The 11,210-nt window shown below is 74.7% G+C and carries 14 protein-coding genes; 3 read left to right on the top strand and 11 right to left on the bottom strand.

All coding sequences use genetic code 11. The annotated features are described in order from the left end of the window. The first annotated feature begins 93 nt into the window (after nt 1-93). Both LQK89_RS07035 and LQK89_RS07040 read left to right on the top strand, forming a co-directional pair. Entirely contained in the window at nt 94-582 is a 489-nt protein-coding gene (locus LQK89_RS07035) for a peroxiredoxin (RefSeq protein ID WP_058741353.1), read from the top strand. 43 nt (nt 583-625) lie between these two features. Beyond that, a complete protein-coding gene (locus LQK89_RS07040) occupies nt 626-1,495 on the top strand; it encodes an alpha/beta fold hydrolase (protein ID WP_231050575.1) in 870 nt (289 codons plus the stop codon). A 17-nt stretch (nt 1,496-1,512) separates the two neighbouring features. Here the strand turns inward: LQK89_RS07040 and LQK89_RS07045 are convergent, their stop codons facing one another. The 8 genes from LQK89_RS07045 to LQK89_RS07080 form a co-directional block, all read right to left on the bottom strand. Continuing rightward, nucleotides 1,513-3,093 (bottom strand): alpha/beta fold hydrolase, encoded by a 1,581-nt coding sequence (locus LQK89_RS07045; RefSeq protein ID WP_231050576.1) that lies wholly within the window; start codon nt 3,091-3,093, stop codon nt 1,513-1,515. Further along, nucleotides 3,090-4,052 carry an amino acid--[acyl-carrier-protein] ligase gene (locus LQK89_RS07050; protein ID WP_208738901.1) on the bottom strand — a complete coding sequence of 321 codons (963 nt, stop codon included), beginning with the start codon at nt 4,050-4,052 and terminating at the stop codon, nt 3,090-3,092. Before LQK89_RS07050 ends, LQK89_RS07045 begins: the two co-directional genes overlap by 4 nt. Beyond that, a complete protein-coding gene (locus tag LQK89_RS07055; protein ID WP_206609164.1) occupies nt 4,049-5,305 on the bottom strand; it encodes an acyl-CoA dehydrogenase family protein in 1,257 nt (418 codons plus the stop codon). The genes LQK89_RS07050 and LQK89_RS07055 overlap by 4 nt, the downstream gene beginning before the upstream one ends. Then, nucleotides 5,302-5,622, bottom strand: a complete 321-nt coding sequence (locus LQK89_RS07060; protein ID WP_114851008.1) for an acyl carrier protein — start codon at nt 5,620-5,622, stop codon at nt 5,302-5,304. The genes LQK89_RS07055 and LQK89_RS07060 overlap by 4 nt, the downstream gene beginning before the upstream one ends. Nucleotides 5,623-5,725: 103 nt before the next feature. Beyond that, on the bottom strand, nt 5,726-6,100 hold the full coding sequence (locus LQK89_RS07065; protein WP_231050577.1) for a holo-ACP synthase: 375 nt from the start codon (nt 6,098-6,100) through the stop codon (nt 5,726-5,728). 50 nt (nt 6,101-6,150) lie between these two features. Next, nucleotides 6,151-6,765 carry a hypothetical protein gene (locus LQK89_RS07070; RefSeq protein ID WP_231050578.1) on the bottom strand — a complete coding sequence of 205 codons (615 nt, stop codon included), beginning with the start codon at nt 6,763-6,765 and terminating at the stop codon, nt 6,151-6,153. Beyond that, complete coding sequence (locus LQK89_RS07075) at nt 6,762-7,742, bottom strand: aldo/keto reductase (protein WP_231050579.1); 981 nt, start codon at nt 7,740-7,742, stop codon at nt 6,762-6,764. Before LQK89_RS07075 ends, LQK89_RS07070 begins: the two co-directional genes overlap by 4 nt. A 114-nt stretch (nt 7,743-7,856) precedes the next feature. Continuing rightward, complete coding sequence (locus LQK89_RS07080) at nt 7,857-8,384, bottom strand: hypothetical protein (RefSeq protein ID WP_231050580.1); 528 nt, start codon at nt 8,382-8,384, stop codon at nt 7,857-7,859. Between the two features lie 70 nt (nt 8,385-8,454). Here LQK89_RS07080 and LQK89_RS07085 point away from each other — a divergent pair, with 70 nt between their 5' ends. Then, on the top strand, nt 8,455-10,212 hold the full coding sequence (locus tag LQK89_RS07085) for an AMP-binding protein (protein ID WP_231050581.1): 1,758 nt from the start codon (nt 8,455-8,457) through the stop codon (nt 10,210-10,212). Between the two features lie 21 nt (nt 10,213-10,233). Here LQK89_RS07085 and LQK89_RS07090 read toward each other — a convergent pair whose 3' ends face one another. From LQK89_RS07090 to LQK89_RS07100, 3 genes are all read right to left on the bottom strand, one after another. Beyond that, on the bottom strand, nt 10,234-10,395 hold the full coding sequence (locus LQK89_RS07090) for a hypothetical protein (protein ID WP_174778368.1): 162 nt from the start codon (nt 10,393-10,395) through the stop codon (nt 10,234-10,236). 5 nt (nt 10,396-10,400) lie between these two features. After that, complete coding sequence (locus tag LQK89_RS07095; RefSeq protein WP_167510048.1) at nt 10,401-10,550, bottom strand: hypothetical protein; 150 nt, start codon at nt 10,548-10,550, stop codon at nt 10,401-10,403. 79 nt (nt 10,551-10,629) lie between these two features. Then, nucleotides 10,630-11,172 (bottom strand): MarR family winged helix-turn-helix transcriptional regulator, encoded by a 543-nt coding sequence (locus tag LQK89_RS07100; RefSeq protein ID WP_231050582.1) that lies wholly within the window; start codon nt 11,170-11,172, stop codon nt 10,630-10,632. Nucleotides 11,173-11,210 lie beyond the last annotated feature (38 nt).

Raw genomic sequence — 11,210 nt, forward strand, 5'->3', positions numbered from 1 at the left:
CCGTCGGCGTACGATTGCCGATCGTGCACGCGCGACCCGCGCCTGCACACGCGACACGGGCACACCCCACGCCCGAGGAAGAAGCACGCACCGATGGCCCTGGAGATCGGCTCGATCGCGCCGGACTTCGAACTCCCGAACCAGTTCGGTGAGCACGTCCGCCTCAGCGACTTCCGCGGCGTCCGCCCGGTCGCCCTCGTCTTCTTCCCCCTCGCGTTCTCGTCGGGCTGCACCAACGAGCTGTGCACCCTGCAGGACAACATCGCGATGTTCGAGGACCAGCGGGTCGAGCTCATCGGCGTCTCCGTCGACTCGAAGGCCACGCTGCGGTCGTTCGCGGAGCAGCACGGCTACGACTTCGAGCTGCTCGCCGACTTCTGGCCGCACGGCGCCGTGTCGAAGGAGTACGGCGTCTTCCTCGAGAAGAAGGGCTTCGCCACCCGCGCGACCTTCGTCATCGACGTGCAGGGCCGCATCAAGGCGTCGATCATCACCGAGCCCGGTCTGCAGCGCGACGTCGCGGAGTACCGCGCGGCGCTCGACCGGCTCGCCGCCTGCACCGCGCCCGTCCCGGTCGGCTGACCCCGTCCCCGGTCCACTGGACGAGGACTACGCGCCGTACCCGGTGACGGCCGACCCGACCACGTGGTCGCTGCGTCGTACGGTCGTCCGGACCGGCGTCGGACCGGTCGTGGTGCACCACCGACCGGGCCCGCGTCCCGTCGTGCTGCTGCACGGCGTCGCGGGGTCGTGGACGACCTGGACGCCGGTGCTCCGGGCCGCCGACGGCGTCGACGGCCGGGGGCTCGTGCTCCTCGACCTGCCGGGCTGGGGTGCGTCGCCGCCGCCGGAGCGCCCCGTGGACGTCGACGCGGGAGCCCGGGTGGTCGTGGACGTGCTCGACGCGCTCGGGGTGGCCGCCGCGGACGTCGTCGGGCACTCGATGGGCGCGTTCGTCGGGCTCCACCTGGCCCGGACGTCCCCGGACCGCGTGCGCTCGCTCGGGCTGGTCTCCGGGACCACGACGGCGACCATCAGGGCCGCCGCCCACCCGTTCCGCGCGCTCCGGACCCTGCCGGCGTTCACGCTGCTCCGCGCTGGCGTGCTCGTCACGGGTGGTGCGGCACGCGGCATGCTCCGCGGGCTCGCCCGCGTCGGGCTGCTGCCGCTGCTGGCCGCCCCGGTGTTCGCCCACGTGCGGCGGCTCGACCGGAGCGTGCTCGACGCGTTCGTGCAGGAGTTCCGCCCGGAGTTGTTCGCCCTGACCGCCCGCGCCGCCGCGGGGTACGACGTCGACGGCTGGCGGACGGTCACCGTGCCGGTCGCGGCGGTCGTCGGGCGCGGGGACGTGTTCGCCCGACCGTCCGACCTCGACGACCTGCGCGCACTCCTGCCCGCCGTGCGCACGGCGGTGCTCGAGGACTGCGGTCACTTCGCGCACGTCGAGCACCCCGCGGCCGTCGCGCGGTTCACCGGGCTGCTGCCGACTCCCTGACGGACGTCCTGACGCGTTCAGCGGGACAGGGCCCGTGCGGGGAACGTCTCGGCGACCCGCGACCGCACCTCGGCGACGACGGTCCGTCGCATCCCGGGGGAGAAGAGCGCGTGGTCGCCGTCCGGGACCTCGACGACGGTCAGCCGGGCACCCCACCGTCGGACCGCACGGCGCCCGCCGAACCGGTCGAACAGTGCGACGTCCTCGGGGGTGGCCACGACCACGACGTCGGTGCCGCGGTCGAGGACGGGTCCGAGGTGGCCGACCACGCTGCCCAGGGCACCCCGACGAGCGATGCGGTCACGGAGACCGGCCGGGACCCAGCGGTTGTACGGACCACGCAGCCAACGGCGCAGCGGGGAGGCGTCCGCGACCCCCTGTGCGGTCTCGGCGTACGACCCCGGCGCGGCCGGGGTGCGGCGGTAGTCGTTCGGGCTGATCTCGACGACGAGCCGCGGGTGCTCCTCGACCGCTCGGCCGGCGAGCCAGGCGCCGGCGCACATCCCGACGATCGCCAGTCGCTCGGCGGGCACGCGCAGCGCGGCCACGACGGCTCGCTGGTCGTCCAGCCACTCCTGGGCGAACAGGAACGCCTGCTCGTCCGCGTGCACCGGTGAGCTCTCGCCCGTGCCGCGGCGGTCGACCCGGACCACCCGGACGCCGTCGCGGGCCAGGGCCCGGGCGAGGTCGACCTGGTAGTCGGTGGCGCCCGTGCGGTGTTCGGCACCGCCGTTGTGCAGGACGACGACGGGGGCGTCCTCGTCCTGCGCCGACGACACCGTCTCGACGGCGAACAGCCCGTGCGGGCCGATCCGGAGGATGCGCTCGGCGACGCGGTCGTCGACGTCGAGGACCTCGTCGAGCGCCGGCGCCGTGGTCGGCGTCGCGACCGCGGGTGCCCAGGCGTCCAGCCGGTCGACGATCCTGGCGACCGCTGCCCCGGGGATCCGCGCGTCGATGCTCGTGCCGTCGAGCAGCTCCGCGGTGCCCGGGACCTCGAGCACCTCGGCCGACCCGAGGGCCCGGGGCGCGCGGGAGCCCGGCCGGACGACCGCGATCGTCGGACCGCTCCGCGCCGGGTAGGTCAGTGCCTCGACGACCGCGACCTCGGCCGGCGGGAGGTCGATCCCGACGAGCGACTCGACCCCGTCCACCGTGAGCGCGCCGCTGACCGACACGGCCGCGAGGGCACGCTGGCCCCGGAGCCATGCTCGGCCGGAGGCCGGGGCATCCCAGACGACGAGCGCGTCGTCGTCCGTCGCAGCGGCCGCCCCGACGAGCGCGGCCGACGCGAGTCCCACGAAGGCGATGCGCTCGACGCCCGCGCGGCGGAGCAGCGCCGCTGCGTCCCGGGCGGAACGCACCTGCGCGTCCGGAGCCGCGTCGTCGGCGGAGTCGCCACGTCCGGACGGGTCGTAGCGTACCGAGGCCACGCCACGATCCTCCAGGCCGTCCGCCAGCAGGCGGAGCGTGCGGTACGCGATCACGCCCTCCTGCCCGAGCGGCGGGCAGAGGACGACGCCAGCGCGCGCGGCGTCGGGGAGCTGGACGGCGACCCGCATCGCGGGGCGACCGGACCAGCCGTGGTGCGTGCTCACAGGCCGAGGGCCGCGCGGACGTCGCCGTCCCAGCGGTCCGGGGCGGTGCCGTGCAGCGCGAACAGGGCGATCGTGATGCGCTCGAGGCCGAAGGCCAGGCAGGCGCTGTGCGCGACCGCGCCGTCCTCGGTGCGGAGGCCGAACGACGTGCCGAAGTGGTCCTCGTGCAGGTTCGCCGAGCTGATCGCCGTCTCGGGCAGGTCCGGGCCGTAGACGTGCGTGACGAACTCGAACTTGAGCGACTGCTCGACCTGGTTGCGGGCGAGGACCTGCCCCACCCGTCCGAAGAACGGGTCGTTCGCGGGGACGACGTCGATGCCGAGACCGAAGGACTCGAGCAGCGCGCGCATGCCGGGGATGCGGTCGTCGCGGTGCGCCCGGGCGGACGCCGGGGTGCCGACATGCACGAACTCGTGCATGTGGAAGGCCTGCAGCCGCATCGGGTCGAGGGACGGTTCGCGGCGGAACGAGTCGCCGAGGACGTCGAGGTTCCGGCCGCCGGCGGGCACGACGTCGCCGATCAGCCCGTAGACGGGGTGGCAGACCGCCGGGGTCAGCATGAGGTCGGCGGGCTCGAGGAACGACTCCCAGCGCTCGCCGCGGTCGCGGGCCGCCAGGAGTGCGCGGTGGGCGCGGTCGTCGCCCGTGAAGCCGGACACGGCGGCGGCGAGGTCGGGGAAGGACGCGATGTAGTCGGTGCGCTCGAAGGCGGCGAGGGGCTCGACGGGCGGGAAGCGCAGGACGTCGGCGTCGAGGTCGGCCTGGCTCCGGACCGCCGCGGCGTCGACGGCGGCGTACACGCGCTCGAAGACGCCCGTGCGGCCGTAGAGCCCGGGGGAGCCGAGGTCGAGCAGGACCCCGTCGGCGAGCAGGCGTCCGCGGAGGTCGGCGCGCGCGGCGTCGAGCGCGGTGGGGGCCTGGTCGGTGTCGGGCTGGGTCGTGGGCTGGGTGATGGTCACAGCAGTGCTCCCGTCATGAGGGCGAGGTCGGCGTCGGCGGCGAGGAGGCGGTCGTTGGCCACCATCACCGCGGCGCCGTGCGCGTCGCGGAGGTGGCGGCCGAGGCTGGTCGGGCCGCTCGCGGCGTACCCGGCGATCCCGACGATGCGGAGCGCGCGGGTGACGAGGTCGGTGACGCGCTCGGAGGCGCCGACCTTGAGGGCGTTCGCGGCGAGGGCGTGGGCGGGCGACCCGAGGGTCTCCGGGTCGTCGGCGGCCTCGTCGAAGCGGTCGGCCGACCGGCGGACGGTGTCGCCGAGCGCCTGCAGGTCGACGAGCAGCTCGGCGAGCCGCAGGGCGGACGGCGGGGTCGTGCCGAGCGAGGCGCGGGCCTGCTTCCGGACCGCGGCGCGGGCACGGTCGGCGGCGTCGGCGGCGATGCCGAGCCAGACCGAGGCCCAGAGGACGTGCGACACCGGCAGGACCGTCGTCGCGGAGATCGTGGCGTAGTCCTCGGGGAGCACGAGGTCGGCGTCCGTGTCGGCGTCGAGCACCCAGCCGTGGCTGCACGTCCCGCGGAGGCCGAGGGTGTCCCACGTCGACGTCTGCGTCAGCGTGGTGTCCGACGGCAGGCACACGACCAGGCGCTGGTCGGACGGTGCCGCGTCGGGGGAGCGGCGCGCGGTGACGAGGACCGCGTCGGCCTCGGTGGCGTACGAGATCACCGGCGCGTCCTTGTGCAGGTGCACGCGGCCGTCGGCGGTCGTCTCGACGGCGCAGGTGCTGCGGCGGGTGTCGCCGCCGACGCCGCGCTCGGTGGTCGCGGACGCCACGAGCGCCCCGTCACGGACGGCGTCGACCGTGCGGGCGATCCCGGTCGAGGGGCCGCCGTGTCGCCAGAGGGCCATCGCCTGGCCGTGGTGCATCGCGAACACCATGCCGGTCGCGGCGCACGAGCGGCCGAGGGTGGTCGCGATGCGGGAGAGTTCGGCGAGGGTCGCGCCCTCGCCACCGAGCCGGACGGGCACCGCGGCGGCGAGCAGGCCGTGCTCGCGCATCGCGGCGATGGCCTCGCGCGGGGGTCGGGCGTCCCGGTCGACCTCGTCCGCGTGGCGGGCGGCGACCTCGGCGACCCGGGCAGCACGTTCGGCGAAGCGGTCCGCGGGAGCCCCTTCGGCCGCGGCGGCGGGTGCAGCCGCGACGGCCGGTGCGCTCGCGACGGCCGGAACACCCGGGCCGGACCCGGCGGGGCGGTCGAGCACCGGGGCGCTCACGCTGCCGCCCCCGTCGGGGTGCCGGTGCCGACGAGCGCCGTGGTGGCCGCGGCGACGAGGGCCTCGACCGTGGCGAAGGTGGAGCGGTGCAGCAGCGCGTCCGGGAACTCGGTGTCGAGGTCGTCCTCGATCGCGAGCATCACGGTCACCGATGCGTGCGAGGTCAGACCGAGCGTGTAGAGGTCCGCGATCGAGGCGACGTCCCGGGCGTCCACGGCGAGCCGGCCGTGGTCCGCCAGGGCGCCGCGCACGACCTGCTCGACCTCGCTGGCGTCGGGTGCGACAGCGGTGGCGACGGGGTTCGGGTCCTGGTCCATGCCCGCCACCATAGGGACGACCGGGCCTCGGGAAGCCGCCGTGCGGGTGCGGGAAACCGCACGCCTCCGGGCCCGACCAGCCCCGACGCGGGACCGGCCGTCGTCAGCGCTGGGTCAGCGCGACCGCGGTCGCGACCGCGAGTCCCCGTTCGTGGGACAGCGACACCGCGATCGCACCGCAGCCGATGGCGTCCGCGAGCGCTGCGGCCCGGCCGGACAGCTCCACCGTGGGGGCGCCGTCCGCGTCGAGCACGATCGCGACGTCGCGGAGCGGGACCGCCTCGTCGCGAGCGGGGCGGAGCAGCTTGAGCACCGCCTCCTTCCCGGCGAACCGCGCGGTGAGGCGTTCCGGGTCGTCCCCGGTGTCGGCACGTTCCCGGACGGTGAAGACGCGGGACAGGTAGCGCTCGCCGTGTGCGGCGACGGCCGCGACGACGTCGTCGACGGCGGCGAGATCGGTGCCGGTGCGGATGGCCATCACGGTGCGAGCGTACGGCGTGGGGGCGCGCCCCTGGTCGTCCGGATCGTTCAGCGGTACTGCGGCGGCCAGTCGAACGGTTGCGGCAGGTGCGGGACCTGCCCGATCCCGGCCACGGCGAGCACGATCTGCCGGCGGTCGGTCAGCGCGATCGAGCGCGGGTTGCCGAGGTACCGGTGGCCGTCGACCCAGACGGTGAGTTCGCCCCGCAGCCCGCCGACGTGCCCGGCGCCGAGCGACACGTCCCACTCGTCGAAGAACTGGCCGAGCGTGAACGTCCGTCGCTCGGGGGACTCGACGTGCAGGATGCCCGACGTGTCGTGGGTGTGCAGCTCCGCGGCGAACCGTTCGCGGTCGGAGTGGCCGACGTTCGCCGGCACCGTCACCGGCACGTCGCCGTCCAGGATGGTGAGGTGGGTGTGCACGTGCTCCGCCAGCGGCTCGCCCCACACGTCGTGCAGGCCCGCCGCGTCGGCTCGCGTCTGCAGGTCGGTGGGCGCCGGCCAGGGAGGCACGGTGCGGGTCGTCCCCGCCGCCGGCGCCGTGCAGACGGCCAGCAGCAGGACGGCGACCGCCGCGACGAGCGTCACGACGACGGCGCGGGGCGCCGTCGGCCGGGCGCCTCGGGCGCGGCCTCCGGCCCGGCCGGGTCGTGTGGTCGTCACCACCGGTCGTGCACGGCGGCGCGGAACCACCGGTCGTAGAGCTCGTGCACCGTGGCGTCGAGCCCCGGCACCTCGCCGAGGTCCGCCGCGTCGGCGTTCGAGCGGGCCTGCTCCGGGTTGCGCGCCCCGGGGATCGCTGCCGTGACACCCTCCTGCGCGATGATCCACGCGAGCGCGGCCTGCGGGACGGACACGCCCTCCGGGAGCGCCGCGGCGAAGGCCTGCGCGGCCTGGACCCCGTCGGCGAAGTCGACGCCGCTGAAGGTCTCGCCCTGGTCGAAGGCCTCGCCGTGCCGGTTGTAGTTGCGGTGGTCCTGCTCCGGGAAGGTCGTGTCCGTCGTGTACTTGCCGGAGAGCAGTCCCGACGCGAGCGGGACGCGGGCGAGGATGCCGACACCCGCTTCGCGCGCCGCGGGGAGCACCCGGTCCAGCGGCTTCAGGCGGAAGGCGTTGAGGATGACCTGCACGGTCGCCACGTTCGGTCGGGCGATCGCCGTGAGCGCCTGGTCGGCGGTCTCGACCGAGACACCGTAGGCGGCGACGGACCCGTCGGCGACGAGGGCGTCGAGCGCGTCGTACACGGCGTCGTCCTCGTAGACGGGCGTCGGCGGGCAGTGCAGCTGGACCAGGTCGAGGGTGTCCTGCCGCAGGTTCCCCCGGGAGCGGTCGACCCACTCGCGGAAGTGCGCGGCGACGTAGTTCGACGGGACCTGCTCGGAACGGCGGCCCATCTTCGTCGTGACGGTCAGCGGGACGTCGGGGTGGTCCTGGCGCCAGGCGCCGATGAGCTGCTCGCTCCGCCCGTCGCCGTAGACGTCGGCGGTGTCGAACAGGGTCACGCCGGCCTCGACGGAGGCGTCCATGACGGCGTTCGCGTCCTGCTCGCTGACGGGACCCCAGTCGCCGCCGAACTGCCAGGTGCCGAGACCGACGACGGACACGGAGCGGCCGGTACGGCCGAGGGTGCGACTCTGCATGCGGCCGAGCGTAGTCACGCCACCGTGGGGTCGCCGCGGTCTGTCCGTCCCCCGCCGAGCGACGTCCGCCCGACGGGCGTGGCGGCGGTGGGGCGTGCCTCCAGGCCGACCCGGTCAGGGGACGGTGGTGACCCCGCGACGGAGGACCGCGCGCGCAGCGCGAGCCCGGGGGATCACCCAGAGCGCCGACCAGGCGCCGATGCCGACCCACAGGCCGACGAGCAGGACCGTCAGGACCGGTCCGTGCTGCGGCTCGGCCGACCACGTCATGAGGCTCCACAGGACGCAGAGCACGATCTTGCTCCAGCCGGCGCCCTCGCGGTCCGCCTGTGCCTGCAGGAGCGGAACCCAGGTCTCGGCGGGGACGCCGGGCGGCACGGCGCCGTCGGCGACCCACCGCTGGGCACGGACGCTCTGCTCGTAGCCGCCGGCGGTGCGCCAGCTCCGGAGCTGCGACCACACGCCGATCCCGGCGCCGACCGCGCCGGCGGGGACGCCGACCCCGACGAGCAGACCGGTGGTCGCGGCCGTCCACGACGACGCGAGGAGCACGGCGAGCACGCCGCCGAACGCGGCGCCCGCCACGGCGGCGCCGAGCAGCCGCAGCCGCCCGGCCTCGTCGACCACACCGACACCGTCCACGCGTGCGACCGTACCCCCGTCCGATGCGGGAGCGCTGCGCATCCCCGCCCGCATCGGGCATGATCGACCGGTGCCCTCCACGAACCCGACCACCGCCTACCGTGCCGCCCGGGACGAGCTCCTCGCCGTCCTCGACGAGCAGGACCCCGTCCACGCCGACGCCGCGCGCCGTGCGTTCCGGTGGCCGGACCTCGGCCCGACCTTCAACTGGGCGACCGACTGGTTCGACGTGGTCGCGCGGGACAACGACCGGGTGGCGCTGTGGATCGTGGACGGGGACGGCGGCTCCCGCACGACCTACGCCGAGATGGCCGCGCGGTCGGACCGGCTCGCGGTGCACCTGGACCGCTGGGGCGTCCGGAAGGGCGACCACGTGCTCGTCATGCTCGGCAACCAGCTCGAGCTGTGGGAGACCATGCTCGCCGTCATCAAGCTCGGCGCCGTGATCCTGCCGACCTCCACCATGCTCGACACCGCGGACCTGCAGGACCGCGTCGACCGCGGCGCCGTCGCGCACGTGGTGACGAACCGCGGCGAGACGCCGAAGTTCGACGGCGTGACCGGGGCGGAGTCCCGCATCGTGATCGGCGGCGACGTGGAGGGGTGGCGCTCGTACCCGACGGACCTCGGCGAGCCCGCACCGGCCGACGAGCAGCGACCGGTCGTCACGACCCTGACCACCGACCCGTGCCTGGTGTACTTCACCTCGGGCACGACGTCCAAGCCGAAGATGGTCGTGCACTCGCAGACCTCGTACCCGGTCGGACACCTGAGCACCATGCACTGGCTGGGGCTGCGCCCCGGTGACGTGCACCTGGCGATCAGCTCGCCCGGCTGGGGCAAGCACGCGTGGAGCTGCTTCTTCTCGCCGTGGATCGCCGAGGCCACCGTCTACGTCTACGACACCCCGCGGTTCGACCCGGCGGGGCTCCTCGCCCGGCTCGACCAGGACGGCGTCGACACCTTCTGCGCGCCGCCGACCGCGTGGCGGATGCTGCTGCAGTCGGACCTCGGGCCGAAGCCGCGGGCGCTGCGCGAGGTCGTCTCGGCGGGCGAGCCGCTCAACCCCGAGGTCATCGCGCGGGTCCAGGCGGCGTGGGGGCTCACCATCCGCGACGGCTACGGGCAGACCGAGACGACCGCGATCATCGGCAACGTCCCCGGCTCCCCGGTCACCCCCGGGGCGATGGGGCAGCCGCTGCCCGGCGTCTCCGTCGTGCTGCTCGACCCGCTCACCGGGGAGCCGGGTGACGAGGGCGAGGTCTGCCTCGACCTGACCGAGCGTCCGACGAACCTGATGTCGGGCTACCTCGGCGACCCGGCCCGCACGGACGACGCGATGCGCGACGGTTCCTTCCACACCGGCGACATCGCGAGCCGGGACGCCGACGGGCAGTTGACGTTCATCGGGCGGACCGACGACGTGTTCAAGTCCTCGGACTACAAGGTGTCACCGTTCGAGGTCGAGAGCGCCCTGCTGCAGCACCCCGCCGTGGCCGAGAGCGCGGTCGTGCCGGCACCTGACGACGCCCGCCTCAACGTGGTGAAGGCCTACGTGGCGCTCGCCGCGGGATGGGAGCCGTCCGCCGAGACCGCCCGCGCGGTGCTCGGGCACGCCCGGACGTCGCTGCCGGCCTACGCCCGGGTGCGTCGGGTCGAGTTCGCAGAGCTGCCGAAGACGATCTCGGGGAAGATCCGGCGGGTCGAGCTGCGGGAGCGCGAGGAGCGCGCCGTGGCCGACGGGGTACCGGTGGCGGGGGAGTGGCGGGACGAGCAGTTCCCGGAGCTGCGGTCGGTCGGCCGGCGGGCGGACGACCGGCGGAGCTGAGCCACCCAGACCGGCGCGGCGTCAGACCGCGCGGAAGAAGTCCCCGTACGACGGCTCCTGCGGCACGTCCCCGATCGTGCGGTGGTGCACGAGGGCGTCGATCTCGTCCGGGTGGCGCATCCCGCGTCGGTGCCACTCGTGCGGGTGGCGCTGGAGCTCGCTGAGTTCGCGGAGGTGGACCATCGTGCTCAGGCCCCCAGGGTGACGACGGTGACGGCAGCGGTGGCGACGGTCACGGCGACGATGCCGAGGCTCGTCGCGACGGCGGCGAGCAGGCGGCCCCTTGCTGCCTCGCGGACTTCGGAGAACTGCGAGTGCGTCGCGTCGATGGTGCTCATGGCCGGCCCTTCCGTGTCGTCGGAGACCACCGTCTCGGTGGCTGGGTCCAGCATGCGCTGGTTTCTCTAGTTTGTCTAACTACTGATGTGGATGCGTACGCATATGGGACAGCGGGTCACGCGCCTCTGATCCGTCGTCCTCCATCGCGGCGATCAGCTCCGTGAAGAACCCGGCCATCTCGTCGACGGTCTGCGGCGACAGCCGCTCGGCGGCGGCGATCATCCGGGCGTGCACGTCGGTGAGCTCGGTCCGGACCTCCTCGTCGGTGTACCCCGTCGCGACGAGCAGCGCACCGCGTCCGTCCGCGGGGTCCGCGCGGCGCTCGGCGTGCCCGGACGCGACCAGGCGCTTCACCACCGCGGTGGTCGACGCGGACGTGATGCCGAGGTGGGCCGCGAGGTCGCCTGGGCGGACCTGCTCGTCACGCTCGCCGGCGCGCAGGAGGAAGCGGACCGCCTCCATGTCCGTGGCGTTCATCTTCATCGACCGCCGCGTCCGCTCGCGCATCGCGACCTCGGCGGCGCGGTAGCGCCGCATCAGGGTCAGGACCTCGACGCCGGACCGGGACGGCCGGTCGGGGTACCAGTACCCCGTCGCGTCGTACGTGTCGCCTTCGGCCACGAGCAAACCTCCTGTTGCGGTGCGCCGAACAGTACCGG

This window comes from Curtobacterium sp. C1, from assembly GCF_021049325.1.
In the GTDB taxonomy this organism is placed as follows: domain Bacteria; phylum Actinomycetota; class Actinomycetes; order Actinomycetales; family Microbacteriaceae; genus Curtobacterium; species Curtobacterium citreum.

What these genes read in the sequence shown, in the direction of transcription:
- LQK89_RS07035 (WP_058741353.1), top strand. Translation starts at nt 94, where the DNA reads ATGGCCCTGGAGATCGGCTCGATCGCGCCGGACTTCGAACTCCCGAAC.
- LQK89_RS07065 (WP_231050577.1), bottom strand. Translation starts at nt 6,100, where the DNA reads ATGGCCATCCGCACCGGCACCGATCTCGCCGCCGTCGACGACGTCGTC.
- LQK89_RS07095 (WP_167510048.1), bottom strand. Translation starts at nt 10,550, where the DNA reads ATGAGCACCATCGACGCGACGCACTCGCAGTTCTCCGAAGTCCGCGAG.
- LQK89_RS07060 (WP_114851008.1), bottom strand. Translation starts at nt 5,622, where the DNA reads ATGGACCAGGACCCGAACCCCGTCGCCACCGCTGTCGCACCCGACGCC.
- LQK89_RS07075 (WP_231050579.1), bottom strand. Translation starts at nt 7,742, where the DNA reads ATGCAGAGTCGCACCCTCGGCCGTACCGGCCGCTCCGTGTCCGTCGTC.
- LQK89_RS07090 (WP_174778368.1), bottom strand. Translation starts at nt 10,395, where the DNA reads ATGGTCCACCTCCGCGAACTCAGCGAGCTCCAGCGCCACCCGCACGAG.